Here is a 26,991-nt window from a genome sequence, read left to right as displayed (position 1 = left end):
ATTGCTTTAAATATAAGACCTGATTCGAAAAAATGCAAGCGTTTTTAATTTGTTAAAAGTTGTTACCGGTAACAAAAATGAGGAATGCTGTTATTTCAACGTTGTTTAACCCCCTATATAAAAATTGAAGCCTTTTCAAATTGACAACGCAAACGTTTGCGTTTAAACTTGCGTTAAAGAACTTAGAAAACCAGCATTGCACAATTTTTGACTTATGCAATGAATGTACAGGAGGAAAAAAAGTGGCTTATAATAGACTATTTGAAATTGACGAATGGAAAGTAAAAACAACGGTATTAGATAAAGAAGAACGCAGATTACAAGAAAGCTTGACCAGTATTGGAAACGGTTATATGGGAATGCGCGGAAACTTTGAAGAAGCTTATTCAGGCGACCACCATAGAGGAAGCTACATTGGAGGAGTATGGTATCCAGACAAAACGCGTGTTGGCTGGTGGAAAAATGGTTACCCTGAATACTTTGGTAAAGTGATCAATACAATGAACTTTATCCAAATCGATATCCTGATTGACGGTGTCAAAGTTGATTTGTATACAGATAACGTATCAGACTTCGAACTGGAATTAGACATGCAGCGCGGAATCTTGAAGAGAAGTTATATAGTAGAAAAAGAAGGTAAAAAAGTACAAGTTGCAGTAGAACGATTTGTCAGCTTGGATCAAAAAGAATTGTGTGCGATTAAAATAGAAGTAACAAGTTTATCTGATGATATTCGTGTTGAAATGGTTCCTGCATTAGATGGAAACGTGACGAATGAAGACTCTAACTATGAAGAAAAATTCTGGTTGCCAGTTTCTTATGGTCAAAACCAATTAGTGATCGAAACTAAACCGAATGATTTTGGGATCGAACAATTTACGGTAGGCGCAGTGATGTCGAATCATGCTGTAAATCTTGAAAAAACGACTGAATCTTCGACAGAAATGCACATTTCTCAAACTTATGCAGGTCAGTTAGCTGCCGGCGAAAAAGCAGTGATGGAAAAACGCATTGTGATCACTACTTCTCGTGATTACGACAAAGAAGACGTGGCAGACAAAGCTCAAGAAATCAGCAAAATGGTGGATCAATTACCATTTGAAGAATTGCGTATGCGTCATGAATCGCTATGGATCGAACGCTGGAAGAAAGCAGACATCGTGATCGGCGGAGATGCTGCTGCACAACAAGGGATTCGTTTCAACTTGTTCCAATTGTTTTCAACGTACTATGGAGAAGACGAGCGCTTGAATATTGGACCAAAAGGCTTCACTGGAGAGAAATACGGCGGAGCAACTTACTGGGATACAGAAGCTTATGCTGTACCGTTATATCTAGCTTTAGCTGATCCGGAAGTAACGGAAAACTTGCTGCAGTATCGCCACAACCAATTGCCGCAAGCTGAACACAACGCACGCCAACAAGGATTAAAAGGTGCTTTGTACCCAATGGTAACTTTTACGGGAGTGGAATGCCATAACGAATGGGAAATCACATTTGAAGAGATCCACAGAAATGGTGCAATGGCTTATGCTATCTACAATTACACGAACTACACTGGCGACCAAACGTATTTGAAAGATAAAGGGTTGGACGTATTAGTGGGCATCAGTCGTTTCTGGGCTGACCGTGTGCATTACAACCGTTTCAAAGACCAATACATGATGCATGGGGTAACGGGGCCAAACGAATACGAAAACAACATCAACAACAACTGGTACACAAATAAAATAGCTGCCTGGACACTTCAATACACGCTTGAATCATTAGAATTGGCAGCTGAGAAAAAAGAAAGCTTGCACGTGTCGGCTGAAGAAATGGAAAAATGGAGCGAAATCATCCAAAAAATGTATTACCCGTATGATGAAGAACGTGATGTATTCGTACAACACGATACATTCTTAGATAAAGACTTGCGTCCGGTATCTGAATTGGATCCGAAAGAGTTGCCATTGAACCAAAACTGGTCTTGGGACAAAATCTTGCGTTCGCCATTTATCAAACAAGCGGATGTTCTACAAGGAATGTACTTCTTCCGCGATCAATTCACGAAAAAAGAAATTGCGCGCAACTTTGATTTCTACGAGCCGATGACAGTTCACGAATCTAGCTTGTCGCCAAGTATCCATGCGATTTTAGCTGCTGATTTAGGGAAAATGGACAAGGCTGTAGAATTGTATGAACGTACTGCTCGTTTAGACTTAGACAACTACAACAACGATACAGAAGACGGATTGCACATTACATCTATGACTGGAAGCTGGTTAACGATCGTTGAAGGATTTGCAGGGATGCAGACAGTGAATGGTCAATTATCATTCAGACCGCTATTGCCGGAAAACTGGACAAACTATGCATTCCATATCAACTATCGCGGACGTTTACTGAACATTTCGGTTACAAATGAAAAAGTAGCGATCACATTGATCGAAGGAGAAGCTTTAGAAGTTTCTGTTTATAACGAGACAATCTTATTGGAAACAGTTTATACTTGTGAAGTACAAACAGCTCAACCGGTTTCAATCAACTCATAGAAGGGACGAGAACAGATGAAAGCAGTCTTATTTGATTTAGATGGCGTGATCACGGATACAGCCGTGTACCATTATCACGCATGGAAAGCTTTAGGGGAAAAAATCGGTATTGAAATTGACGAGGAGTTCAACGAAGAACTTAAAGGTGTCAGCCGAACAGATTCATTGAACCGTATTTTAGCTAAAGGAAACAAGGAAGAAGCTTATTCTCAAACTGAAAAAGAAACTATGGCAGCTGAGAAAAACGAGTTATACAAAACAATGATTGAAGAGATGTCTCCAAAAGACATTTTGCCAGGGATCAAAGCGTTGTTAGACGGATTAAAAGAAAGAAACATTTTGATTGGATTAGCTTCAGCTAGTCAAAACGGACCAACCATTTTGGAAAAGCTCCAATTGACAGATTACTTTGATGAAATCGTTGACCCGGCTAAATTAAAAGCTGGAAAACCAGACCCTGAGATTTTCTTGACAGGTGCTAAAGATCTTGGCGTTAAACCTCAAGATTGTGTAGGAGTTGAAGATGCAGCAGCAGGAGTCGAAGCTATTGCCGCTGCTGATATGGTTTCTGTTGGAGTCGGCGATGCGGATACGTTAGGTAAAGCTACAAAAGTCGTTCCTGAGACAGGTGCATTGACGGTAGAATTGCTAGAAGAAGTTTGGAGTGAAGCGGTTGGACGTTCATAAAAAACTATACGGACATCATAATGGTCAAGAAGTCTTTGAATATGTCTTAACAAATCAAAACGGTCATGTTTTTCGCTGCATCAACTATGGTGCAGTAGTAACTGGGATTGAAGTGGCGGATAAATTCGGGAACGTCGAGAATGTCGTTCTTGGATTTGACCGACTGGAAGATTATGTAACGGATTCACCTTATTTTGGAGCTTTAGTAGGCAGAGTGGCTGGAAGAATCGCTGATGGGAAATGGTCTGATGTGCAACTGACTCAAAACGAAGGAAGCAATCACATTCATGGAGGTCCAGTGAATTTCAGTCATCAAGTGTGGGAAAGTGCGTTGATTCAAGAAGAAGACAAAGCCGGCGTGGTGTTTTCATTAACCAGCCCAGACGGAGATAACGGATATCCCGGTAATCTGAAAACAACGGTCACCTACTATTGGACAGAAGATTCTGTATGGGAGATGCTGATCACTGCTGAAACGGATCAAGAAACGCTTTTCAATCCGACCAATCATACTTACTTTAATTTGAGTGGGGATGTTAAAAGGAAAATTTTGGATCACACGCTGCAAATTGATGCCGACTTGTATGCAGAAATCAACTCGAAAAAGTTGCCGACAGGAAATCTGCTGCCAGTTTTAGATACAGCTTTTGATTTCAAAACAGCGAAAAACCTTCAAGACGCCATAGAACAAAGACCTGAAGGATTTGATACACCGTTCAAATTAACAGGAGAGAAAAAGATTCGACTGCATGATGCACAAAGTGGTCGAGGAGTAACGATCGAAACAGATCGAGAAGCAGTAGTGGTCTTTTCGACGACGGGAATGGAAGAAGACTATTTAGTAGCGGGAGAAAAAATGAGCAGTCACAGGGGAATTGCATTGGAAACCCAAGAATTGCCGGACGCTGTTCATCATCCTGATTTCCGCTCTATTGTGATCGAACCTGGAAAAACGTATCGTTATTCAACCAAGTATACGTTTACAGTTTAAAAGATGTAGATTAGAATAAAGGGTAATCAAGCAATCCAGGAAAGGAAGCGGGAAAATGGCTGTAACCATTAAAGATGTAGCAAAAAAAGCCGGGGTCGCGACTTCGACGGTTTCCCGCACCTTGCAGGATTCTCCAAGCATCAGCGAGAAAACAAAACAAAATGTTCGCAAAGTCATGGATGAAATCGGTTATCGACCCAACCTGACTGCACGTGGATTAGTCAATCAAACGACTCAAACGATCGGTGTTATTTTGCCGGTTTCTCAAGGAGAAGCTTTTCATAATACGTTTTTCCTAAGCATGCTCCGCGGCATCAGTAAAGCGTGCAACGAGAAAAAGCACATGGTTTCGATCGCTTCAGGAACCACTGAAGCAGAATTGCTGGACAGTGTGCAGACAATGGCAGAAGGCGGACGTGTAGATGGTTTCATCGTCTTATATTCAAGGAAAGACGATGCCGTCATCGAATATTTATACCAAGAACAGGTTCCATTTGCCATGATCGGGAAGCCTTACAAATACGAAAATGCGATGCTGTACGTAGACAACGACAATGTTGTCGCAGGAAAAGACGCAGCGAATTATTTGCTGCAGCTGGGACATGAAAAGATTGCGTTTATTGGTGAAGACACTAAACAAATGGTGATTCGAGAACGATTAAAAGGCTACACACAAGCTTTAGAAGAAGCAGGTCTTGAAATGAATCCGGAAATGGTGGTTGATATTACGCTTCCTGAAGCGGATTACCGTGAGAAGATGCGACAACTGTTCGATCACGATGATTTTCCGACCGGCATCGTAGCTAGTGATGATTTGATTGCTTTGAACATGATTTATGTGCTGAGTGATTATGGATTGAAGGTTCCCGCAGATGTGTCAATTATCGGGTTCAACAATTCGATCTTTGCAGAAAAAGCGCAGCCTGAACTGACTTCAATCGATTTACATACCGATTCGCTGACATCGCAAACGGTCTACCAGTTGATTCAACGAATCGAAGCGAAACAATCGTTGGCTGTAAAAATGATTCTTCCGCACCAGATCATCGAACGGCAGTCTTGCCGAAGAAAATAGCTTACTACACACAAGAGACTGGATAACGCAGACTATTCCCTGTAAGTAGAGAATCTAAAAAATAAAAATATAGTTGTTTTAGACTTATGCAATGCGCATAAGTCTTTTTTCATGGAATCCTTTTATAGGAAGGATTATTAACTAGCCGTCAGAAAATCTCTACGAAATACTAAGGGAGCCAGTCCCTTAGTATTTCGTAGAGATTTTGTGTTCATTATAGTATTGAAGGAATTGATTAAGACACTTTCAGACAGTGGAAGCTTCTTGAATCGTTTCCGATAGTTTTTTATTGATGGTCTAAACTGCTTCTTACTGCGTTTAGCTTGTTTGTAAATATATTTTCTATAAAAAACAAAACAAGTTATACCATTAAAACCCTTATCTTTCATAAAAATAAAATCAACTCTTTATTTTTAATGTTCTTTAGTTGTGATATCATATTGTTATGTATTTCACAATCGGTTGTATAGTTTTATTAAAGGGGGAATTATGTGTACTATCTAAATTTAATTCTAAGATTATTTATAGCAATTTATTTTATAGCTTTCTTTTTTATCTTTTATAGTATGGAAAAGACGAACAGAAAAAGAATAAATTATTTAGTTTTATTTAGTCATGTCTTGTTTATAGGTTTATTCTTTTTAAATTTGCTTAATTTACCTTATTTTTTATTCGATATTATATTTTGGAGTATGATTGGATTCGGAGTCATTTATTGTGTGAATTTAGGTAAAAATAAATCTTTCTTGTTAGTCCTATTAGTACCGACAACGACCTTTCTTATATTACTTATTCCACCTATGCTGTTATTTGATACCATGTGAGAGTAAAGTCACCTGTCTATCAAGGACCATAACAGCTTAAGTGAACGACGAAAAAAGCCTTAAAGCCGAATTAGATGATGATCGAAATGGGCTCTATTAGTCAAGTGAGCAAGGTTTCAGCTGCCACTTGACTAATAGGCCAACACCACGACGCCAATTCTACTTTTCAACCCAACAAAAAAACGAGTTAAGAGAATTTACTCATCTCTTAACTCGTTGTCTTATCTTTAATCTACTAAAATAACGGCACTATGCGGTTCTACAGTAATGACAATCCCTTCGATCGTTCCTAGACCATCTGAGGAGACCGTTTCTTTATTCGCCACAACTGTCCATGTTTGAGGCAACTCCGATTGACTTTCTAAAGCGACTTCTCGAGCCTCGTTAGTGGAGTTCAACACTACAGCCATCCAACGCCAATCGTTCCCTTCAGCTGAAAGATTTGGAATAGTATAAGCAATCAAATTATCAGCAGTGTCTTTCGAAAATGAGATGGCTTTAGCGGTTTCTGGAGTTGCGTCTCGTAATGGAGCATACTGTTTGCGCAATTGCCATAATCCCCGGTAGTAATCAACCAAGTCGCGATTCTTCACAGTCAATTCCCAATCCAGCTGGTTGACTTCAATAGGAGAAATAAAACTATTTTCATCGCCATGTTTTGTCCGAGCGAACTCTTCCCCAGCTTGCATGAACAATCCACCTTGTGAAGTGAACAGCGCAGCAGCAGCTAATTTATTCAGCTCGATCAGCCAATCATTTCGTCTATAGTGTGGCGTCTCGTATAAGCTGGCAACTAATTTATCGTAAAGGGTCAAATTATCATGAGCAGAATGATACGTGATGACTTGAGTTGGGTTTTTCGCCCACGTTTTGTCAGCCAAGCCATATTCTGAATGATCAGCACCAATGGTATTTGCACAAATGCTTGCCATCACCTCTGTATTTTGAACAGTGGTCCCGCTTTTGCCTTGAAGGAAAGCACCCGCTGTTTCTTCAAATACATGACCTTTCATAGAATCTCTGAAATCGTCATTGAAAATTGCGATTCCCTCCATAAGATGAGCGCTGTTGCTCTTATTAGCAGGAATATTTGGTTCTTTGATTTCGTTGCTACCGGCATCCCAAGGCTCTCCATAAAGAATGACATGTTCTAAGCCATTCTCATTCAAAGCAGTGCGGATGGCGTTCATAGTCTCTACGTCATGAAGACCCATTAAATCGAAGCGGAAGCCATCTAAATGGTATTCTTTTGCCCAGTACAATACAGAATCGATCATGTATTTGCGCATCATTGCTCGATCGCTGGCTGTTTCATTGCCGCAAGCGGAACCGTCTGCAAATTCTCCTGATGCTGTTTGGCGGTAATAATAATCGGGCACCGTCAAATTAAAACTGGACAGCTCTGTTTCTAGAGTGTGGTTGTAAACGACATCCAGAACAACACCGATATTCTTTTTGTGCAGGCTTTGGACCATTTGCTTAAACTCGTTAATACGCGCTATAGGGTCCGAGGGATCTGAAGAATAACGCCCTTCTGGAACATTATAATTTTTGGGATCGTAACCCCAATTGTAATCCGAACCTGCTTCATCATTTTCGAAGTCAAACGCCGGCAGCAAGTGAACATAGTTTACACCCAAATGAGTCAAATAATCGATTCCAGTAGGGAAGTCTTGTTCATTATTGTAAGTAGTGCCTTCTTCTGTGAACGCTAGGTATTTCCCGCGATTTTCAGCACTGATGCCAGAATTTTCATGCGAAGAAAAATCAGCTACATGAACTTCCCAAATAAACGCATCGGTCAAATTTTCTTGAGTTACATGAGTATCTTTTTCCCAGTGGGGTGGATTAGTTCTTGCAAAATCGATGATGGCAGCTCGGTTTCCATTGATGCCGGCAGCTTTGGCATAAATATCAATGGTTTCCTTTGAGTCGCCATCCATATCAATCGTATAAGTGTAAAAAAGATTTTCAAAGTTTCCGTCTAATGTAATGGTCCAAACGTTGTTTTCAAGAGTTAAAGGGTAAGAATCAAGCAATGAATCGTCATGGATATCGCCAGTTTGATAAAGATTGACAGCAACCTTCTCAGCAAGCGGCGACCACACTTTGAAGCGAGTGTGTGTTGGAGAATAAGTGGCACCTAAATCGTCTCCGTAATAAGCATTGTTTTCCAAGTAAGTTATCTTGTCTTCTAGAGTCGTGATATGATCAGTCATGAATGAACTTCCTTTCTCGCTTGAAGTAGGGGAGGACCCTTATTTAGTTTCTTTTCTACAGTTTAGCATTTTCTGAATGAAAAAGCTGTCAAAAAAACATGAACTGGAAAACAATACCAGTTCATGTTTTAAAGTAATTAAGCTGGGTCTTCTGTTTTTCCTAAGTAATAGGTTAACAAGAAGCACAGTCCTGCAAATAACAATCCAAGAATTAAAAAGAGGACAGCGTTCGAGCTTTGGAGGTCAGCTAATGCATTTGTATTATACAAAATAGCAAAAGGTGAAGCTAAAACTAATCCCAAAATCCCGCTATATGTTAAAGCAGGTTGGTTTTTAAACAAGTATTCAATCAATTTGCTGATAAGAAAAATCCCAGCTAAAACTCCTATTCCAAATGGGAATAAAATTCCTGTGTAATGCAATAGTTGTTCTATATTCATAGAAGTCAAGGCGCTAAAAAATCCAGTAACTGAATTTAGAATCCCGTAATAATAACCAAGAACCATCAGTACAAGCGACCCGCTAACTCCTGGCACAACCATCGTAGCCGAAGCAATGACTCCGACAAAGAACATTTTAATAATAGATCCAAAAGACAGAGTGATCGTTGACATCGTATTTCCTTCTGCTTGAATCAATGCAAGGCCGACAACGAGAGCAAAAAACACAAGAAATAACGCAATGTGGGAGAAAGAAATGTTCTTTTTATCTTGACGTAAAGCAAGCAAAAAGGATTTTATCAAAATCGGTATCCCACCTAAAATCAACCCAATAAAAGCTAGTGCTGTCGGTAAAGTGTACTGGCTGAGCAACACTTCAATCAAATAAGAAAACCCAATAATACCTAAAACCAGTCCTACACCTAAAGGCAGCAATATCCTCATGCTTTTTTTCCAATTTTTAGCCAAATGCGTAATCGAATAAATTAAATCATCATAAATACCTAATGAGACCGCCATAGTCCCTCCACTAACACCTGGAATAATATTTGCTATTCCCATTAACATTCCTTTTAAAATCATCCATATATAACTCATCATCGATCTCCTTTATTTATGGTAAAATACATAAAACAATTGTACGGAAATCTCGAGTAGATAGCAATAATTCTTTCAAATTGCTGTTTTTTCAGAATTGGAAGTCAGAATTAGAATGATCACAGGAATAGGGTAGAAAAGGATACATGTGCTAAAATAAGATTTTAGAAATTATTTTGGAGGAGTTAACAGAGTGGATCATAAAAAGGAAGATCATTCAGCTAAATGGAAAGATAGAGTAGGTCAAATCGTGTTAGTTTTGCTTGGTATATCTGTTATCTATGCTGTGTATATGTTGTTTACGGCCCCTTCAGGTGTGCCGGATAACGGATTTGAAAAAGTAAAGAGCGATTACGTACTGACATTATTGCAATGTTTAGTAGGTGTTATCGTGATGTTTATTCCGTCTGTTATTGAGAAAAAGTTTTCAGTGGATATTCCAGATGTGATGGAAATGCTTTATTTTGTGTTTTTGTTTTGTGCTATTTATTTGGGAGAAGTAAGAGATTTTTATTACCGTGTTCCAAGCTGGGATCTAATTCTTCACATGTTTAGTGGAGCTATGCTGGGTGCATTAGGTTTTGTTTTGGTCAGTTTCTTCAATGATTCCGAAAAAGTGAATATGCAGTTAAGCCCAATTTTTGTCACTTTATTTGCTTTTTGTTTTGCGCTGGCAGCCGGAACGTTATGGGAGATATATGAATTTTTGGCTGATGGTCTTTTAGGTACGAATATGCAAAAATTTATTACAGCTGATAGAGAAGTGCTGGTTGGACGTGACGCTTTAGCAGATACGATGGAAGATTTGATTGTAGATGCATTGAGTTCTCTGGCAGTTTGTATCATAGGTTTTTTTACATTAAAAAAGAAAGTAAATCGTTAAAAAATAACGCTGTCTAGGCAACTTGATTGCAACTAGTTCGTAAAGTCGTTATCATATAAATGAAATTAGAAAAGATAGAGGCGCAATTTGTATTAGTAAAGTCGTAGAGGTGGCACGATGAAATGACTTGAAAGGATGAATTGCCGAAGTTAACAGCGATGCCAATTGTTGTTTGCTGGGGGTAAGCAGAAAATGTTTATCACTGTCATAAATTTTTGCAAAAATTTGTGGAGGACTATTAACGAACGGATACATGACGTCTATTAGAGATAACATAATGCCTCGAGTTGAATAGAACTCAAGGCATTTTTTTGTGTCTAAAAGAAGGGGAGTTTAAAGGTTGAAGAAAAATATTTTGATCGGGATAGTCGTCATTGCTTTTGTGGCAATAACTTTAGCGACTGATTTTACAACAGGTGCAGATGGTGCAATCCAATTTGGGTGGTTTTCATTAGTTCCTCCAGTAGTGTCCATACTATTAGCATTTATAACCAAAAACGTTCTGATTTCATTATTTTTAGGAATCTTTGCAGGGGCTTTCGTTTTGCATTCTGTGGATGGTTCGATTTTCAGCGCAATCGTGCAGTCATTTTTAAGCATTGTGGAGTACAGTTTAACGTCACTTGCAGATCGATACAATGCAGGGATTATTTTACAAGTTTTAGTCATCGGAGGACTGATTGCCTTAATGACTAAAATGGGCGGGACAAAAGCTGTAGCAAATGCTTTAGCAAATAAAGCTAAAGGTCCTATCAGTGCTCAAGTGATATCTTGGATATTAGGGCTGCTGCTCTTTTTTGATGATTATGCTAATGCCTTAATCGTTGGACCCGTTATGCGACCGGTAACAGATGAAAAGAAAATTTCTCGTGAAAAATTGGCTTTCGTTGTTGATGCTACTGCAGCCCCTGTAGCAGGTATCGCATTGATTTCAACATGGGTAGGTTACGAAGTAGGGTTGATTCAAGATGGCTACGAAGCTATCGGACAAAACGTAAATGCGTATAGTATTTTCTTAGAAACGATTCCTTATCGCTTTTACAATATTCTAATGCTGTTATTTGTGGTCTGCACAGCGTTGTTCTTAAGAGAATTTGGTCCAATGTTGAAAGCCGAAAGAAGAGCTAGAAAATACGATGCAACGAATGAAGAAGAAATTGATCCTCATGCAATGTCCAGTGAGTTGGATGAAATGAAACCTGCTAAAGGGGTCAAATTAAGTATTTGGAATGCGATAGTGCCTGTTGGTACGCTGATCGTCACTTCTTTGATCGGTTTTTACTTTAATGGATACAACACTATTATGTCTGGCGAAGATGCAGCATTGATTGCGGACATGCAAAACAGTCCATTTTCTTTTACAGGGATTCAAGAAGCGTTCGGGGCTTCTGATGCCAGTGTGGTTTTATTCCAAGCAGCCTTATTTGCTAGTATAGTGGCCATGGTGATGGGGGTACATCAAAAAGCCTTTACTTGGGGAGAAGCCGTTGATACTTGGATTGGCGGTATGAAGTCTCTAGTAGTTACAGGAGCGATCTTATTGATGGCGTGGTCTCTAAGTGCTTCGATCACTGATTTAGGTACTGCCCAATTTCTAGTCTCTTCATTGTCTGATACGATGCCGGCGTTCCTATTGCCATCGGTTATTTTTATCTTAGGCTCAGTCATTTCCTTTGCAACAGGAACCTCTTATGGAACGATGGGGATCTTGATGCCGTTAGCTATTCCATTAGCAGCTGGCTTATCTGGAGATCCGCAGTTTATTGTCCTTTCAGCTGGGGCTGTTTTGACAGGAGCAATATTTGGCGATCATTGTTCACCGATCTCAGATACAACAATCTTGTCTTCTATGGGAGCTAGTGTAAACCATATTGATCATGTGCAAACACAAACGCCTTATGCGCTTACGGTAGGAACCATATCCGTTCTATTCGGCTTCCTTCCAGCAGGTTTAGGTATGCCGATTTGGATTATTTTACCTATTTCCATCCTAGTAACCATCGGAGTTATTTACTTTATTGGTAAACCCATAGAAGAACCAGTTACTCAAAAATAAAAACAGTCAAACTAGATAAAACAGTACAAGTACTATTCTAATGGAAACTTGTACTGTTTGTTTGTTTCATCATTGTTACCCTTGGTGAAAAAATGGTTGACATTTATTCTCTGAAAAGTAAACTAGAATCAGTAAATGAATGCAAGGAGTGTCAACATGACGACAAAAGAAAAGGTATTAATGTATTTGATCGAGCACAAAGGTGAAGTCATTTCAGGTCAGGAATTAGCTGACAAATTAGCTATCTCAAGAACTTCTATTTGGAAAGCAATCAAAACGTTGCAGACAGAAGGGTATCAAATCGAGGCCACAACCAATAAGGGGTACTTGTTGGCTCATGAACCAGATGTGTTGTCTAAATCATTTTTATATTCCCAATTGACTGACAAACCAGACGTTTTAGAAGTACATAAACAAGTTGGATCGACAAATGATGAGGCAAAAAAATTAGTCACTGAACGGTTTGTTGGAAAAGGAGTCCTATTAGCAGAAGAGCAAACGAACGGCCGAGGACGATTGGGTCGGCAATTTTACTCCCCTACTCAAACAGGCCTGTATATGAGCTTGATTTATCCAAATAAACAACAAGCAAATGCTGGTTCTGTAACGACTGCAGCAGCAGTTGCTGTCTGTAAAGCCATTGAAAAACTGACCGACAAAAAGCCCGTTATCAAATGGGTCAATGACATCTTTTTAGAGGGTCGTAAAATCTGCGGTATTTTAACAGAAGGCGTCATCAACTTTGAAACAGGAACGATTGATTCCATCATTGTAGGAATTGGGCTGAATGTAAAAGCAGCTTCTATGATTCCTGAAGAATTCCAGTCGATCATTGGTTCCATTTATACTCACGAAGAAACCAGTAAAGTGACGCGTAATCAATTTGCGGCGGAAATCATCAATCAGCTAGATATCATGTATCAAAACTTAGACCACAACAACTATTTAGATGATTACCGGGAACGGTGTTTTGTTTTAGGACGATCCGTAACTTTCACAGAAGGGCAAACGACGTACAAAGGAATTGCTAAAAGTATTGATGATGAAGGTGGTTTGGTCGTTAAATTGGAAAGCGGAGAATGGAAAACAGTGCGTTTTGGAGAAATCAGTATTCAAGTAGAGGGGATCAAAAAATGAAGCTGACAGTCAAAGACCTCACTCAAATCAGTTTACTGGCAGCTCTGACATTTATCAGCGGCTTTATTATGATTCCTTTTGGTCCGGTTCCGTTCACGCTGCAAACGTTATTTGTGTTAGTGACCGGTCTACTGTTGAAACCGAAAGCAGCTTTTTTAACACAAGTGGTACATTTGCTGTTAAAACTCTTGCTCGGAGGCGGACAACTGATTCTGAGTCCTAGTTTTGGTTTCTTATTCGGCTTTATTTTAGCGGCAACTGTGATGAGCCGATTATTGTTGAAACGAGAAGAAAGCCTCTCTGCTTATATCCGAGTCACAGTTATAGGAACATTCTTGATTTACCTTGTCGGCATGCCCTATATGGGGATTTTATTGAACGGCTATTTAGGGGCGGATTACTCCATCCTTCAATTATTTTGGACAGGTATGGGGTTGTTTATCCCTGGAGATGTATTAAAAGCAGGTCTGGCAATTGTAGTGGCGACACGCATCAAAAGACATCTACGCTAACCCGTTTGAATAGAAAAATAGAGGAAAAAGCCTTATGATAAAAAAGAATTTGATTCTATTTCTGGAGGGATGAACGTGATAACAATCGAAAATGACGATTTACTAGTGGAAATTTCCGCTAATGGGGCAGAATTGCAAAAAGTCTACAATAAAAAAGAACAGTTTGATTATCTTTGGAATGGCAATGCAGATTTTTGGGGCAGCCGTGCACCGAATCTTTTTCCTATCATTGGGCGTTTGAATGAATACAAGTACAAAAAAGACGATCAAATCTATGAATTGCCGCAACACGGATTTGCGAAAGAGATGACGTTTGAAGTACACCAAGAGTCAGACATCAAAGCTGTTTTTACATTGAAAAATAATGAAGAAACAATCGCTATGTATCCATACGAATTTACATTAACGATTGAATACACATTGGTTGGAGCGCTTTTAGCGGTCGACTATCGAGTAGAAAATCATTCGAAAGAACGTATGCCATTTTCAATTGGAGGACACCCAGCGTTCAATGTGCCTTTAAATGGAGCAGGCAGCTATGAAGATTACACCATCACCATTCAACCTAAAGAAGAAGTAAAATACTTTGAGAGCAATCCATTGCCTTACAGAAGCGGAAATCGAAAAGTCCTCCAAGAAATGAAAGACGGCGTGATGACATTGAGTCACGAGACGTTCCGTGAAGGACTAATTATCATTGATGAGCCGAAGCTGGATGCCATTACACTAGAAAGTCCTGAAAAACACGGCGTCACACTAAACGTCATTGATTTCCCTTATGTATGTCTTTGGACAAAAGAACAAGCGGATGCGCCGTTTATTTGCATAGAGCCATTCTTCGGATTGCCGGATATCGCTGGCGAAATCGGTACCTTAGAAGATAAAGGCGGCATTATTCTGCTGGAATCTGGAGAAGTAAAACAACTCGGCTTCACGATGGACCTTTTTTGATTCTCTAAACAAACTTAAACGAGAAAGAAAGTTCAGTTTTTGGCGCTATTAGTCAAATGGAACCTTTTTTCTCGCTCACTTGATTAATAGAGACGCTGTATTAATCAAGTGGGCATCTTTTTCCTGTTCACTTGATCAATAGACCATTCCCTGAAACGATAGGGTGGTTTTTGAGTTAGAAGTAATTGAGTGGATTGAACAATTCGAGAAAAAAGTTCCAAAAGGTTTCCTTGAAAGTTGTTTTGAATGGAGCTTTTTTGGTGATTTTTTTAAATATACTGACAACTAAAGCTATTAATGCGCATACTAAAGGATAAAAAAGCAGTACTAGAAAAATAACGGTGAAAAAATCTGTTAGAGATAAATTATCCATCAATTTGATCAGCTCTTTCTTAGGAAGGGTGTAAAAACTGTGTGATGTCAGATGAAGTATACCGTAAAAAGAAAAACATCGCTCGAAATTTTCCAGTTTTTATACTGAAAAATCCAAGCGGTGTTTTATTGGTTGATTTGAATAATTCTGTTTAGATAAACGGTTTGCTCCGCTCTCTATCTGAAACGAGCTGCGCAAACCAGAAGCCCTATGATTTCACTTTTCCATTTTCTTGGGAAAAAGCCCCAAGTAAATGGAAAAGATGAACTCTACGGTCTTCTAAACGGTTTGCTTCGCTCTCTATCTGTCTCCGTTAAAGATAGAGTTCTTAACTAATACGTAATCTACTTTGCGGATGGCTTCGATGTCTTTACCGCCGGCGTATGAAATGGAAGATTGTAAGTCTTGTTTCATTTCAATTAAAGTATTTTTGATGTTTCCTTTGTGTTCAAGAAGGATTTTTTTGCCTTCTACGTTTTTGTGTTCGCCTTTTTGGTATTGTGATGCACTACCAAAGTATTCTTTGTATTTCTTGCCGTCTTTTTCGATCGTTTGTCCTGGAGATTCTTCATGTCCAGCAAATAATGAACCGATCATAACCATTGAAGCGCCGAAACGGATAGATTTAGCGATGTCGCCGTGATCACGGATACCACCGTCAGCGATGATTGGTTTACGAGCTGCTTTAGCACACCAGTTGATAGCCGCTAATTGCCAGCCACCAGTACCGAAACCTGTTTTTAATTTCGTGATACATACTTTACCTGGACCAACACCAACTTTAGTCGCGTCTGCTCCAGCATTTTCTAATTCACGAACTGCTTCAGGAGTTGCCACATTACCAGCAATTACAAATGATCCTGGTAGATGTTTCTTGATGTGTTGGATCATATCAATGACAAACTGTGAGTGTCCATGAGCAATATCAATCGTAATGTATTCAGGAACCAATTCTTTTTCAGCTAGTTCTTCAATAAATGAATATTCATTTTCTTTTACCCCTACACTAATAGAAGCAAATAAACCTTTAGCGTGCATTTTTTCAATAAATGGGATACGGCTTTCTTCATCAAAACGGTGCATAACATAGAAGTAATTGTCAGCAGCCAACTTTTCAGCTAATTCTTCATCAATAACTGTTTGCATATTAGCCGGTACCACTGGCAATGCAAAAGTTCTATTTCCTAAAGTAACAGTAGTATCACATTCTGAACGACTTCTTACGATACTTTTGTTTGGAATCAATTGAACATCTTCGTAATCAAAAATTTTCATGACTATTCCTCGTTTCATTAATAGTGTTATTAGCACACAAAAAAACACGAACTTTTTAAGATCGACGTCTAATCAAAATTCGCACCTAGAACAATTTACACTATATATTCTTTTTTGTCAAAGGAAATCCGCCGTAAAAAGGGAAAATATGGGTAGTTTTGACAAATTTGATCAAGGAACTTGTCTTAAGTTAAATTAGGATACTTTTTTGTTCGTTATTTGATACAATAAACTAGATACAAAAAGGAATGAGGAGGAACAAAATGCCTAGTCAAAAAAGGATTTTGGTTTTAGTGGGGGCAAGCGGAAGCGGTAAATCGACAGTCAGTGATTTGTTGATTGAAAAAGGAATCCCAAAATTGGTGACATCCACCACTAGAAAGCCGCGACCAGGTGAAGTGAATGGCATCCATTACCATTTCCGAACCATTGAGCAAATGACCGAAGAACCCTTTATTGAACAAACAACTTATGCGTCAAATATTTATGGTCTGTCTGTAAAGGAAGTTGAAGACAAATTGGGAAAATACGACATGGTTCATGTAACGTTGGATAAAAATGGTGCAAAGGTGATGAAAGAACAGTTTCCTGAAGAAACTAAAATCATTTTTTTCAAAATTACGGAACAAGAAATGGCTGAACGAATGAAAAAACGCGGCGATTCCATAGAAGCTATTGAACACCGTATCCATTTCAGTCGATCTACTGAAGAGTTGGAGCCTGTTGAAAACACTGATTTCGTTGTTTCACATGGAACCCCTGAAGAAATTTTGCACCAAATTTTAAATGAATTTGCTTCATAAACATATCTGAAGCCGATAGGAGAGCTTATGGAAAAACCAATCATAAAAAAACTGATGAAAAAAATCAAAAAGCATAAAACTTGGACAGAAGGAATATTTGTTAATCCCATATCTTATCGAGTGAACAACAAATTGTATTACATGGGCGGATTTCAAAAAGGGAATGAAGTAGTGGCTACGGCGTATGTAACACTGGACGGAGAAGAAGTACGGGAGGAAGCCTATGAAGCACAGCTTATGTTGTCCAACTTTGCAGACATCAGCAAAAATATTCTTTTTGGCGGGGAAGAACGGATGAAAATAGATCCTGCTTACTTTACGGGTCCTCTAGCGGTACCATTAACGACTGATCAATCACAAGTGAAAGAAGGCGCGGAAGCTTTTACCAAGCTATGGAATGTGCACCAAGATTACTTGCAAGATTTTTCGGCATATAAAGACTATTATGAAAAAGATGTCATGGTGAGAGAAGAGATCACCGTTGATGATGTAAGGACAACTCAAAAAACAGCCTCAAAATTCAATATGTATCAATACAAGACATTGAAGACATTATTGGAAAAAAATGATGATTTGAAAGCTTTTGCTGCTTATATTGAAAGCACATCTGCGTGGAAAACGATGACTAACCATCAGCGTGAATTTATTACTGGAATAACTTCGACTAAAGAGCAGTTAAAGAAAAGCTTGGATGAGCTGAATTTGATTGAGCATGAAGATGAAGAAAAGATGCTTCAATTGAATTACGAACAGACGATCAAACTGAATGAAGAGCAAATGCTGAGCCAGCAAAAATACATTCGTTACCCCAAATAGAACTTTGATTAGATAGGGAGTAAAAGGGTTTCCACAAACTTTTTTTCTCCCTATTTTATGCTGAAAAATGTGCTATACTGAACGAGAATTCATGCAGGTTGACGTTTTTCAGAAATTATTTGAAAAGATGTCAGCTGCTTGAAAAATTCGGAAAAGATAGTTACTTATGAGGGGAACTAATGAACGTTTACTTACTTTTGACAGATACTGGGACTGTTTTCAGCACAGCTATCAAAAAATATACCCGCAAGCCATATAACCATGCGTCCTTAGCTTTAGATCAGCAGTTGACAGAAGTGTACAGCTTCGCTCGGAAAAAAGTCTATAATCCTTTTATTGGTGGATTTGTTCAAGAGGACGTGACAAAACATTTGCTGAATGAAGCGTCGTGCGAAATCTATTGTTTGACAATCACACCTTTACAATATGAACACTTGCAGCTGATCTTGGAACAATTTGAACGGGATAAAGAGCAGTATAAGTATAACTTGTTGGGAGTTTTAGCCATTCCCCTGAGACGAGACATCTACCGAGAGAATGCTTATTTTTGTTCTCAATTTGTGGCTTATGTGATAGGAGATGCAGGGATCTCTTTGATCGACAAACCGACGCATTTGATCACTCCAGATGATTTCAGGCAATGCGAACAAGTGGAATTGGTTTATGAAGGGAAAGTGAAAGATTACTTGATCCAAGAAAAACCTGAACTTTATTTAGAACAAGAAGCAACTTTGCGCGAAGCGTTGCATCACTTTTTCAAGCAGTGTCAAAAACGGTTAGAATGGAAGTGAAAATAAAATGATTAGAGAAGTTTGCGTTGAAAATTTTACTCTTGTTCCAAATGCTATCCAAGCAGGAGCAGATCGCATAGAATTATGTGATAACTTAGCCGTTGGCGGCACGACTGTCAGTGTTGGCGTAATGGAAACAACGATTACATATTGTAAACAAAAAGCTGTTCCTGTTATGGTTATTATTCATCCTCGAGGTGGGGATTTTATCTATTCTGAAGTTGAAAAAGAGATTATGCTGAGGGATATTCAAACAGCTAAAGAATTGGGAGCAGAAGGAATCGTGATTGGGGCGTTGACCACTGATTATACACTGGACACTGATTTTTTAACTAAAGTCATTCAAGTCAGTGAGAATATGGAGCGCACATTCCACATGGCGTTTGATGAATTGCCGAAAGAACAGCAACGAACGGCTATTGATTGGCTTTCTGAAGCTGGATATTCACGAATTTTGACGCATGGCGGTCCTTTAACCAATCCAATAGACCAACATACCACTACTTTAAAAGAATTGATCGCTTATTCTAAGGGGAGAATCACTATTTTGCCGGGCGGAGGAATCACCAGTGACAATTCCAGTCGTCTTCAAAAAGAATTATCAGTAGAAGAACTACACGGAACAAAAATAGTAGGAACGCTGGAGTAAAAATAAACGGTAAAAACTTTTAATGGAGTCGGAATTTCATTCTGACTTCTTTTTTTCTTTCCATCGAATTAGTGGCAATTTAAGAAAAACCCCTATATGATGATAGTAAGGAAAGCAGATAAAACCTTTTTCAAATGAAGATCAAATCAACTAAAGTATTCATCTTAACTTCGTATGTAGATTCTAGGCATTACCTAAATTCTGTGAAAGCGAGGGGATTTGTATGGAATGGAAAAAGGAACTGGAGAAATTGAATGAAAAATACGAGTCTTTGCCAACAAAAGGACTAGTTATTTCTGACGGAGAAACGTTGTTTTCATTTCATGAAGAAAAACTATTCAGTGCAGCTAACTTGATCAAATTACCCATTTATTTGTATTACTATGAACACGCTGTTTATGGGCAATTGGATATATTGGAAGAAATTTCTGTTCCATCTCAAGGACGGATCTCAGGAAAAGGTGTTTTACACTTATTACCTGAAATAGAAGTCTGGACAGTAGAAGAGCTGTTAAAAGCAATGATTGCTGTATCAGATCATGAAGCAACCAATCAATTGATCGCTCATGTGGGGTTAAATCCTATCCAAGAATGGATTGAAACAAAAGAATGGAAAGAAGACGTCAAATTGAGACGCTACTTGATGGATTATGCTTCAGGATTAGTAAATGAAATGTCTCCTCAAGGAGCGGTCGCAGTCTTGAAAGAAATTATCCAGCTGGGAGAAAAAAATCCAGATTGGCAAAAACGCATCGAATTTCCATTATTGAATCAACAATTCAGAACCGGATTACCAGGATCGCTGACGGAAAAAGAAATCCCGGTATTAGAAATCTTAAACAAAACAGATGAAGACAAAACTGTCTTGCACGACGCAGCCCTGTTCCGTTACAAAGAAAAAAACATCTACGTCGCAGCAATGACCCAAGAAGCCGAAAATGAAGCCCAAGTCTACGCCTGGATGCAAGAAATCGGAAAACACATCTTCCAAAGCGTGGAATAATCAGAGCGTGGAGTGAGGCGTCCAGCTCGACGTACACTTCACAAAACAGAAATTAGGGTGAATTTCCCTAATTTTCTGTTTTTGAAAGTGATAGGCGAGTTGCCGAACGCAACGCGTTTAAAAATCAGAGCGTGGAGTGAGGCGTTTAGGCTTCCGTAGATTTCACTGATTCTTTTAGTTGGGGCACTTTCCCAACAAAAAGAAATCAGGAAAATCATAGGAAGACTGCCGAACGCAACGCGTCTAAGAACTACGCACCAAAAATCGATTCACCCCCGATAGTCAATCTCGATTATCGGGGGTGAATCATGTGTTATAATAGATAGAAAAAATTTTTTAGGAGTTTTGAACATGATAGAAAGATGGTTGGAGCGCTATTTAAATAAGCAGCATACAAAGAATCAACGGAATCAATTAGGTCTCTTTTCTGGAAAAGTAGGGCTATTTTCCAACTTGGCCCTTTTTTCGATTAAGATGAGTGCAGGATTGATCTCAGGAAGTGTCTCTATTATAGGGGATGCCATCAACAGTTTAGCAGATTGTGCTTCTTCCATATTAACGTTGTTTGGATTTCATATAGCAGCTAAGCCTGCGGACAAACAGCATCCATATGGTCACGAGCGTTCAGAGTATATTACAGGACTAGTAGTTTCTTTAGGGATTTTATTTGTCGGGTTTCAGTTTCTATTGAATTCGATTCAACGTATTATGGACCCTGCAGCGCTAAACACAACGACATTAGTATTTGTTTTATTGGTTATTTCGATCATCATCAAAGTAGTTCAAGGTTACTTTTATCGAAAAGTAGGTAAAAAAATCCATTCAAATGCCATCGATGCAGCAGCTCAAGATAGTTTTAATGATGTTTACACGACGCTAGTAGTATTGGGAGCGTCAGTGGTGGAAACTATTTTTGGTTGGCGGATCGACGGGTACGCCGGAGTATTTATCGCACTATACATTTTATACAATGGGATTAGTATCATTCGAGAATCCATTGATGATTTATTGGGAAAAGGACCAACAGAAAAGCAGATCAATGAAATTAAACACTTTTTAGATTATTACACTTCTATTATTGGCTACCACGATTTATTGATGCATCACTATGGGCCAAATAAAACATTTGCAACGATTCACATTGAGATTGATGACAGCTGGAGCTTGACGGAAGCCCATCGAGTGATTGATGCCATTGAAAAAGATTTTAAAGAATATTTAGGTGTAGAATTGGTATGCCATTTAGATCCAATCGCTATCAAGAGTGAGGAACAGACAACTATTTACCAACAAGTAAAACGCATTTTGCAATCTTACGAACTAAATTTGAAGTTTCATGATTTTCGTGTAGAAGAGGACGAGGGCTTATCAACGATTCAATTTGATATCGTAGTCCCAGATAATATTGAAAAAACCAACCAAGAACTTTTGGAAGCAATTAAGAAAGATATTGCTGAAAACATCGGTACGTTTGAAGTAGAAATTGAATTCGACCGTATTTACTTATTAAAGTGAAGACAAAAAAAGCAGCTGGAACAATTTTCCAGCTGCTTTTTTAATAAATTATTTTAAGAAACCGAAGCCTCGTAGATTTCTTTGACAGAATCCATAAGAATAGCATCGAATTCTTCATCTGATTGATTCGCGTATAAACCTTCAGAGAGAGCACGTGAGAAGCTGGCGATCAAGCCGCGGTTGTTTCGTAATTTTTCATTGGCTTCTTCACGAGAATAGCCGCCTGAAAGAGCCACTACACGCAATACTCTAGGGTGTTCAATCAACTCGACATAAAAATCAGACACGGTAGGAATGGATAACTTCAACATGACATTTTCATGTTCCTCCAGCTGATCTAAATACGTTAAGATTTCTTCTTTTAAGATGCTTTCGCATTTTTCTTTGTCTTCACTGTAAATATTGACTTCAGGCTCGATAATAGGCACCAGACCTGCATGAAGAATCTGTTTAGCGACTTCGAATTGTTGATCGACCACTTGGTGGATACCATCTTTATTTGGTTCTTTGATTAACGAACGCATCTTAGTACCAAAGATGTTTCGTTCATTGGCTCTTTTTAATAAATCATTCAATCCTGGATTTGGCTTCATCAATTGAACGCCTTCGCTTTCATCAGCTAAACCTTTATCGATTTTCAAGAAAGGAACAATTCCTTTCTTTTCCCACAGATAATCTGCCGTGTAAAAGTCTTCAATTTTGCGATCCATTGTTTGTTCGAAAAGAATAGCTCCTAGAATATAATTTGAACTAAATGCTGGTGAAGTGATGATGCGAGTCCGCATTTCATGAACAAGATTGAACATTTCATCTTCACTTGAATAAGATCCTTCGTCCACGCCGTAAAGAGATAAAGCTTTGGGTGTACTTCCACCACTTTGATCGAGGGCAGCTATAAAACCATTTCCGTTTCTGATGATGTCTATTTGTGCTTGATTCACAACAAACTCAGCTCCTTAGTTTTTTTTGAAAGATAGAATAATCTTTTTCGCTATCAGTATAACAAGCATTCAACAAAGGGTAAAAAGATAGGCACTGTATAACGAAGTTAATCCTGAAATAAAAAAACAATGAATAACGGTATTTATATTTTACTCTTTAAATAAAGAACGTTATAGTGGATATAGGAGATTTATGTTTCACCAATATGAAAGCGTTATTATAAAATAGGAGGCAAGAAGATGGAAAAGAAATATATTATGTCGATTGACCAAGGAACGACCAGTTCGAGAGCTATTATTTTCGATAAGGAAGGGAATCCGAAATGGAGCTTCCAGAAAGAATTTACACAATACTTCCCAGAACCAGGTTGGGTAGAACATGATGCGAATGAAATCTGGATTTCTGTGCTGACTGTTATTGCCGGTGTTTTAATTGAGTCTGGACTTAAACCAAGTGAAATCGACAGTATCGGAATCACGAACCAACGTGAAACAACTGTTGTATGGGACAAGAACACAGGCAGACCGATTTATCATGCAGTGGTATGGCAATCTAAACAAACAAATGACATTTCTACAAAATTAAAAGATGACGGCTACACTGAAATGATCCACAATAAAACTGGTTTAGTGATCGACTCTTACTTCTCTGCAACTAAAGTAAGATGGTTATTGGACAAAGTTGAAGGAGCTCAAGAAAGAGCTGAAAAAGGCGAGTTGTTATTTGGAACGATCGATACGTGGTTAGTGTGGAAATTAACAGGGGGAGCTGCTCACGTTACAGACTACTCTAATGCTAGTCGTACTATGATGTACAATATTTACGATTTAGAGTGGGATGAAGAGATTCTAAAGATCTTGAACATTCCTAAAGTCATGCTTCCAGAAGTAAAATCTTCTTCTGAAGTTTATGGAAAAACGATTCCTCAACATTTCTATGGAACAGAAGTGCCGATTGCCGGAATCGCTGGTGACCAACAAGCCGCTTTATTCGGGCAAACGGGTTACGAAAAAGGAATGGTGAAGAACACCTACGGAACAGGTGCGTTTATCATCATGAATACAGGAAAAGAGCCGATCAAATCAGATAACGGTTTATTAACGACTATCGCTTACGGATTGAATGGAGAAGTTACGTACGCTTTAGAAGGAAGTATTTTCGTAGCCGGATCAGCGATTCAATGGTTGCGTGACGGTATGCGGATGTTTAGAACATCTCCTGAATCAGAAGAATATGCGACAAAAGTGGATACGACAGATAACGTATATGTTGTACCGGCATTTACTGGATTAGGAGCTCCTCACTGGGACCAAGATGCTCGCGGTTCGGTATTTGGTGTGACAAGAGGAACTACTAAGGAACACTTTATCAGAGCTACTTTAGAATCGTTAGCATATCAAACAAGAGATGTTATCGACACAATGAACAAAGATTCTGGAATTGAAACGACAACAATGCGTGTCGATGGAGGAGCAGCCAACAATAACTTCTTGATGCAATTCCAAGCCGATATTCTAGATCTTACGATCGAACGTTCTAAAGTCAGCGAAACAACTGCTTTAGGTGCTGCTTACCTTGCAGGACTGGCAACAGGATTCTGGAGCAGCCAAGAAGAAATCAAAGAATACTGGGAAAAAGATGCTACATTCAATCCAGAAATGGACGAAGATTTACGTGAAGACTTGTATCTGGGATGGCAAAACGCTGTTGAAGCCACAAAAGTATTCAAGCACAAACCATTAAGAAAAAAATCAGCTGAATAAAACAATCATTTGTAAGACCGTAAGATGTTGTCAATAAAGATGTGGTTAGAAGGGTCTTCAAACGGATCCTTCTAATCATTACGATTATGTAATAAAATTCATTTTATAAACATTCAACGAACTTATTTTTAGATAAAATTTACCATTAAAGGAGAGAAATTATCATGGATACGACATTATGGCAACAGTTAATAGGAGAATTTGTAGGAACAATGATTTTAGTTTTACTTGGAGACGGGGTAGTAGCTGGATCTGTATTGAATAAAACAAAAGGATTCAATACAGGTTGGTTGATGATTACTCTTGGTTGGGGGCTTGCTGTTACCATTGCTGTCTACTCATCAGGGTTCTTAAGTCCGGCTCACCTTAACCCTGCTGTAACATTAGGAATGGCTATAGCTGGCGAGATTGCTTGGAGTTCAGTCTTACCATATATTGGAGCTCAAATCCTTGGAGGTATTGCGGGTGCAGTGATCGTTTGGATCCACTACATGCCACACTGGAAAGCAACTGACGATTCTGAAACAATCTTAAGTGTCTTTTCTACAGGTCCAGCAATCAAAAGTCCAATCAATAACGTGATCAGTGAAGCCATTGGAACTGCGATGCTGGTATTTGGTCTATTAGCCTTTACTCAAGGACAATTTACAGATGGATTAAACCCGATTGTTGTTGGTTTGCTGATCGTTGCCATTGGTCTTTCATTAGGAGGAACGACAGGTTATGCAATCAACCCGGCTCGTGACTTAGGACCAAGAATCGCTCACCAAATCCTGCCAATCGCTAACAAAGGAGACTCTGACTGGGGTTACGCTTGGGTTCCGATTGCAGGACCATTTATCGGAGCAGCACTAGCAGCATTATTGTACCAAGTATTGCCATTAGGCTAAAAATGCACAACTAATTGCCGAATCTTACAGAAATAATCGATAGTTAACAGAAAAACTTGTGTCTTGAGAAATAATATCTCAGGACACAAGTTTTTTATTTTGACAAAAATTCGGCTGCAAAACAAACGTTTTCAACAAAACGTTTACTTTTTGTCTCAATAAACTTGTTAAAGGTCTCTTTGATGGTATTATGTATTACATTATGAGGCACACATGTTAGATTTTGAAATTGTCAGAAAAGAGGTAAAGAAATTATGGCAAAAGAAAGGTATGCAAATCCTGTTGTAGATGATAGAACACAAGAAATCCGTCCATTTGGAATTAAGGACAAGTTAGGGTACATAGCTGGAGATATTGCTAATGATATGTTTTTCATTTTCGCTAGTTCATTCTGAATGGTTTTTTACACAAACGTTTTAGGCATCAGCGGAGCAGCGGTCGGAACATTATTTTTAGTTTCCAGAATCGTGGATGCGTTTACAGGCGTTGAGATGGGAAGAATTGTAGATACGTTCAAACCAGCCAAAGACGGACGACTCAGACCTTGGATTCGAAGAATGGCACCATTTGCGGTTATTGCTGGTTTCTTAATGTTCTTATATGTGGTAAAAGACTGGTCTATGCCAGCTAAAATGATTTATGCTAATGTGACTTATTTATTCTGGGGCAGTTTTTGTTATACAGGTATCGGTTCTATGGCTTCTGTTATCAGCGACAAAGCAGAGGATCGTGCAGCACTTTCTACTTTCCGTAGTGTAGGAGCAAGTATTGCTTCTATGGTCATTTCTTTTGTAGTCCCTATAGTTGTTTACACAACAAATAGTTCGGGAGATCAAGTTATTGTTCCAGAACGATTTACAATGATTGCTTTTGTATTTGGTATTGTTGCTTTAGTAATGTATGGAGTATTGTATTTCTGGTCAATGGAGAGAATTCAACTTCCTGAAAAAGATGCTTCCAGTACAGAAACTGTAGGACAGCAAATGAAATCAATCGTAATTGGATTAACGACTAACAGAGCTTTATTAGGCATCATTTCTGCAGCAATATTTCTATTGTTGGCGCAAATTTTAGTTGGAACAATGAACGCTTACTTGTACACAACTTACTTTAATAGTGCTTCAGGTTTAGCTGCTTCAGGTATTTTAGGAACAGTAGGGGTTTTAGTCTTAGCACCATTTGCTAGTAAGATTGCTGCTCGCTTTGGTAAGAAAGAATCTGGAACTGTTGCTTTACTGATTAGTGCTACTATGTATGGATAATTT

At 38.7% G+C, this 26,991-nt stretch carries 23 protein-coding genes and 1 riboswitch; of the genes, 19 read left to right on the top strand and 4 right to left on the bottom strand.

Going from position 1 to position 26,991, the window contains the following annotated elements; translation table 11 throughout:
* The first annotated feature begins 242 nt into the window (after positions 1 to 242).
* Genes BM137_RS06485 through BM137_RS06470 form a run of 4 tightly spaced genes read left to right on the top strand, consistent with a single transcriptional unit; the run spans position 243 to position 5,287 of the window.
* Positions 243 to 2,534 (top strand): glycoside hydrolase family 65 protein, encoded by a 2,292-nt coding sequence (locus BM137_RS06485; protein WP_092480355.1) that lies wholly within the window; start codon positions 243 to 245, stop codon positions 2,532 to 2,534.
* Positions 2,535 to 2,549: 15 nt separating this feature from the next.
* Positions 2,550 to 3,221: a beta-phosphoglucomutase gene (gene pgmB / locus BM137_RS06480; protein ID WP_092480354.1), complete on the top strand. Its 672-nt coding sequence runs from the start codon at positions 2,550 to 2,552 to the stop codon at positions 3,219 to 3,221.
* On the top strand, positions 3,208 to 4,212 hold the full coding sequence (locus BM137_RS06475; protein WP_092480353.1) for an aldose epimerase family protein: 1,005 nt from the start codon (positions 3,208 to 3,210) through the stop codon (positions 4,210 to 4,212). Before pgmB ends, BM137_RS06475 begins: the two co-directional genes overlap by 14 nt.
* A gap of 55 nt (positions 4,213 to 4,267) precedes the next feature.
* Positions 4,268 to 5,287 (top strand): LacI family DNA-binding transcriptional regulator, encoded by a 1,020-nt coding sequence (locus BM137_RS06470; protein WP_092480352.1) that lies wholly within the window; start codon positions 4,268 to 4,270, stop codon positions 5,285 to 5,287.
* Between the two features lie 1,051 nt (positions 5,288 to 6,338).
* On the opposite strand, the gene pulA is transcribed toward BM137_RS06470, so the two are convergent.
* Both pulA and BM137_RS06450 read right to left on the bottom strand, forming a co-directional pair.
* A complete protein-coding gene (pulA, locus tag BM137_RS06455; RefSeq protein WP_092480349.1) occupies positions 6,339 to 8,330 on the bottom strand; it encodes a type I pullulanase in 1,992 nt (663 codons plus the stop codon).
* Between the two features lie 137 nt (positions 8,331 to 8,467).
* Positions 8,468 to 9,367 carry a DUF368 domain-containing protein gene (locus BM137_RS06450; protein WP_092480348.1) on the bottom strand — a complete coding sequence of 300 codons (900 nt, stop codon included), beginning with the start codon at positions 9,365 to 9,367 and terminating at the stop codon, positions 8,468 to 8,470.
* Between the two features lie 193 nt (positions 9,368 to 9,560).
* Between BM137_RS06450 and BM137_RS06445 the strand changes: the two genes are divergently transcribed.
* From BM137_RS06445 to BM137_RS06425, 5 genes are all read left to right on the top strand, one after another.
* On the top strand, positions 9,561 to 10,250 hold the full coding sequence (locus tag BM137_RS06445; RefSeq protein WP_218147496.1) for a DUF2238 domain-containing protein: 690 nt from the start codon (positions 9,561 to 9,563) through the stop codon (positions 10,248 to 10,250).
* Between the two features lie 67 nt (positions 10,251 to 10,317).
* A riboswitch (Lysine riboswitch) is annotated at positions 10,318 to 10,496 on the top strand.
* Between the two features lie 94 nt (positions 10,497 to 10,590).
* On the top strand, positions 10,591 to 12,306 hold the full coding sequence (locus BM137_RS06440) for a Na+/H+ antiporter NhaC family protein (RefSeq protein ID WP_092480347.1): 1,716 nt from the start codon (positions 10,591 to 10,593) through the stop codon (positions 12,304 to 12,306).
* A 156-nt stretch (positions 12,307 to 12,462) separates the two neighbouring features.
* Positions 12,463 to 13,443: a biotin--[acetyl-CoA-carboxylase] ligase gene (locus tag BM137_RS06435; RefSeq protein ID WP_092480346.1), complete on the top strand. Its 981-nt coding sequence runs from the start codon at positions 12,463 to 12,465 to the stop codon at positions 13,441 to 13,443.
* Entirely contained in the window at positions 13,440 to 13,955 is a 516-nt protein-coding gene (locus BM137_RS06430) for a biotin transporter BioY (protein ID WP_092480345.1), read from the top strand. The genes BM137_RS06435 and BM137_RS06430 overlap by 4 nt, the downstream gene beginning before the upstream one ends.
* Positions 13,956 to 14,030: 75 nt before the next feature.
* Positions 14,031 to 14,906, top strand: a complete 876-nt coding sequence (locus BM137_RS06425) for an aldose 1-epimerase family protein (protein WP_092480344.1) — start codon at positions 14,031 to 14,033, stop codon at positions 14,904 to 14,906.
* 673 nt (positions 14,907 to 15,579) lie between these two features.
* Here the strand turns inward: BM137_RS06425 and guaC are convergent.
* Positions 15,580 to 16,554 carry a GMP reductase gene (gene guaC / locus BM137_RS06415; RefSeq protein WP_092480342.1) on the bottom strand — a complete coding sequence of 325 codons (975 nt, stop codon included), beginning with the start codon at positions 16,552 to 16,554 and terminating at the stop codon, positions 15,580 to 15,582.
* A gap of 263 nt (positions 16,555 to 16,817) precedes the next feature.
* On the opposite strand from guaC, the gene BM137_RS06410 reads away from it, so the two are divergent.
* From BM137_RS06410 to BM137_RS06385, 6 genes are all read left to right on the top strand, one after another.
* Complete coding sequence (locus BM137_RS06410) at positions 16,818 to 17,357, top strand: guanylate kinase (RefSeq protein ID WP_177192519.1); 540 nt, start codon at positions 16,818 to 16,820, stop codon at positions 17,355 to 17,357.
* Positions 17,358 to 17,384: 27 nt separating this feature from the next.
* Positions 17,385 to 18,173 carry a hypothetical protein gene (locus BM137_RS06405; protein ID WP_092480340.1) on the top strand — a complete coding sequence of 263 codons (789 nt, stop codon included), beginning with the start codon at positions 17,385 to 17,387 and terminating at the stop codon, positions 18,171 to 18,173.
* A gap of 179 nt (positions 18,174 to 18,352) precedes the next feature.
* Positions 18,353 to 18,964 carry a hypothetical protein gene (locus BM137_RS06400; RefSeq protein ID WP_177192518.1) on the top strand — a complete coding sequence of 204 codons (612 nt, stop codon included), beginning with the start codon at positions 18,353 to 18,355 and terminating at the stop codon, positions 18,962 to 18,964.
* Between the two features lie 7 nt (positions 18,965 to 18,971).
* Positions 18,972 to 19,613, top strand: coding sequence for a copper homeostasis protein CutC (locus BM137_RS06395; RefSeq protein ID WP_092480339.1), 642 nt, complete (start codon positions 18,972 to 18,974; stop codon positions 19,611 to 19,613).
* A gap of 223 nt (positions 19,614 to 19,836) precedes the next feature.
* Positions 19,837 to 20,616, top strand: a complete 780-nt coding sequence (locus BM137_RS06390) for a serine hydrolase (protein WP_092480338.1) — start codon at positions 19,837 to 19,839, stop codon at positions 20,614 to 20,616.
* Positions 20,617 to 20,967: 351 nt separating this feature from the next.
* Positions 20,968 to 22,131 (top strand): cation diffusion facilitator family transporter, encoded by a 1,164-nt coding sequence (locus tag BM137_RS06385; RefSeq protein ID WP_092480337.1) that lies wholly within the window; start codon positions 20,968 to 20,970, stop codon positions 22,129 to 22,131.
* Positions 22,132 to 22,184: 53 nt separating this feature from the next.
* Here the strand turns inward: BM137_RS06385 and BM137_RS06380 are convergent, their stop codons facing one another.
* On the bottom strand, positions 22,185 to 23,072 hold the full coding sequence (locus tag BM137_RS06380; RefSeq protein ID WP_092480336.1) for a fructose bisphosphate aldolase: 888 nt from the start codon (positions 23,070 to 23,072) through the stop codon (positions 22,185 to 22,187).
* 240 nt (positions 23,073 to 23,312) lie between these two features.
* Here BM137_RS06380 and glpK point away from each other — a divergent pair, with 240 nt between their 5' ends.
* The 4 genes from glpK to BM137_RS06365 all read left to right on the top strand — a co-directional run bounded on the left by glpK (position 23,313) and on the right by BM137_RS06365 (position 26,988).
* The gene (gene glpK / locus BM137_RS06375) at positions 23,313 to 24,836 is read left to right on the top strand and encodes a glycerol kinase GlpK (RefSeq protein ID WP_092480335.1); all 1,524 of its coding nucleotides are present in this window, start codon (positions 23,313 to 23,315) and stop codon (positions 24,834 to 24,836) included.
* Positions 24,837 to 25,000: 164 nt separating this feature from the next.
* A complete protein-coding gene (locus tag BM137_RS06370; RefSeq protein WP_092480334.1) occupies positions 25,001 to 25,726 on the top strand; it encodes an MIP/aquaporin family protein in 726 nt (241 codons plus the stop codon).
* Positions 25,727 to 25,980: 254 nt separating this feature from the next.
* On the top strand, positions 25,981 to 26,121 hold the full coding sequence (locus tag BM137_RS11275) for a hypothetical protein (RefSeq protein WP_177192517.1): 141 nt from the start codon (positions 25,981 to 25,983) through the stop codon (positions 26,119 to 26,121).
* Positions 26,122 to 26,988, top strand: coding sequence for an MFS transporter (locus BM137_RS06365; protein ID WP_092480333.1), 867 nt, complete (start codon positions 26,122 to 26,124; stop codon positions 26,986 to 26,988).
* Positions 26,989 to 26,991 lie beyond the last annotated feature (3 nt).

It is taken from the genome of Desemzia incerta, assembly GCF_900115825.1.
Classification (GTDB): Bacteria; Bacillota; Bacilli; order Lactobacillales; family Carnobacteriaceae; genus Desemzia; species Desemzia incerta.
Note: the sequence above shows the minus strand (reverse complement) of the source record. Positions and strands in the feature narration are given on the sequence as shown.

Bases quoted from the DNA above. Each gene is read 5' to 3' on its own strand.
- pgmB (WP_092480354.1), top strand. From the start codon at position 2,550: ATGAAAGCAGTCTTATTTGATTTAGATGGCGTGATCACGGATACAGCC.
- BM137_RS06470 (WP_092480352.1), top strand. From the start codon at position 4,268: ATGGCTGTAACCATTAAAGATGTAGCAAAAAAAGCCGGGGTCGCGACT.
- pulA (WP_092480349.1), bottom strand. From the start codon at position 8,330: ATGACTGATCATATCACGACTCTAGAAGACAAGATAACTTACTTGGAA.
- BM137_RS06450 (WP_092480348.1), bottom strand. From the start codon at position 9,367: ATGAGTTATATATGGATGATTTTAAAAGGAATGTTAATGGGAATAGCA.
- BM137_RS06435 (WP_092480346.1), top strand. From the start codon at position 12,463: ATGACGACAAAAGAAAAGGTATTAATGTATTTGATCGAGCACAAAGGT.
- BM137_RS06430 (WP_092480345.1), top strand. From the start codon at position 13,440: ATGAAGCTGACAGTCAAAGACCTCACTCAAATCAGTTTACTGGCAGCT.
- guaC (WP_092480342.1), bottom strand. From the start codon at position 16,554: ATGAAAATTTTTGATTACGAAGATGTTCAATTGATTCCAAACAAAAGT.
- BM137_RS06410 (WP_177192519.1), top strand. From the start codon at position 16,818: ATGCCTAGTCAAAAAAGGATTTTGGTTTTAGTGGGGGCAAGCGGAAGC.
- BM137_RS06405 (WP_092480340.1), top strand. From the start codon at position 17,385: ATGGAAAAACCAATCATAAAAAAACTGATGAAAAAAATCAAAAAGCAT.
- BM137_RS06400 (WP_177192518.1), top strand. From the start codon at position 18,353: ATGAACGTTTACTTACTTTTGACAGATACTGGGACTGTTTTCAGCACA.
- BM137_RS06395 (WP_092480339.1), top strand. From the start codon at position 18,972: ATGATTAGAGAAGTTTGCGTTGAAAATTTTACTCTTGTTCCAAATGCT.
- BM137_RS06390 (WP_092480338.1), top strand. From the start codon at position 19,837: ATGGAATGGAAAAAGGAACTGGAGAAATTGAATGAAAAATACGAGTCT.
- BM137_RS06385 (WP_092480337.1), top strand. From the start codon at position 20,968: ATGATAGAAAGATGGTTGGAGCGCTATTTAAATAAGCAGCATACAAAG.
- glpK (WP_092480335.1), top strand. From the start codon at position 23,313: ATGGAAAAGAAATATATTATGTCGATTGACCAAGGAACGACCAGTTCG.
- BM137_RS06370 (WP_092480334.1), top strand. From the start codon at position 25,001: ATGGATACGACATTATGGCAACAGTTAATAGGAGAATTTGTAGGAACA.
- BM137_RS11275 (WP_177192517.1), top strand. From the start codon at position 25,981: ATGGCAAAAGAAAGGTATGCAAATCCTGTTGTAGATGATAGAACACAA.
- BM137_RS06365 (WP_092480333.1), top strand. From the start codon at position 26,122: ATGGTTTTTTACACAAACGTTTTAGGCATCAGCGGAGCAGCGGTCGGA.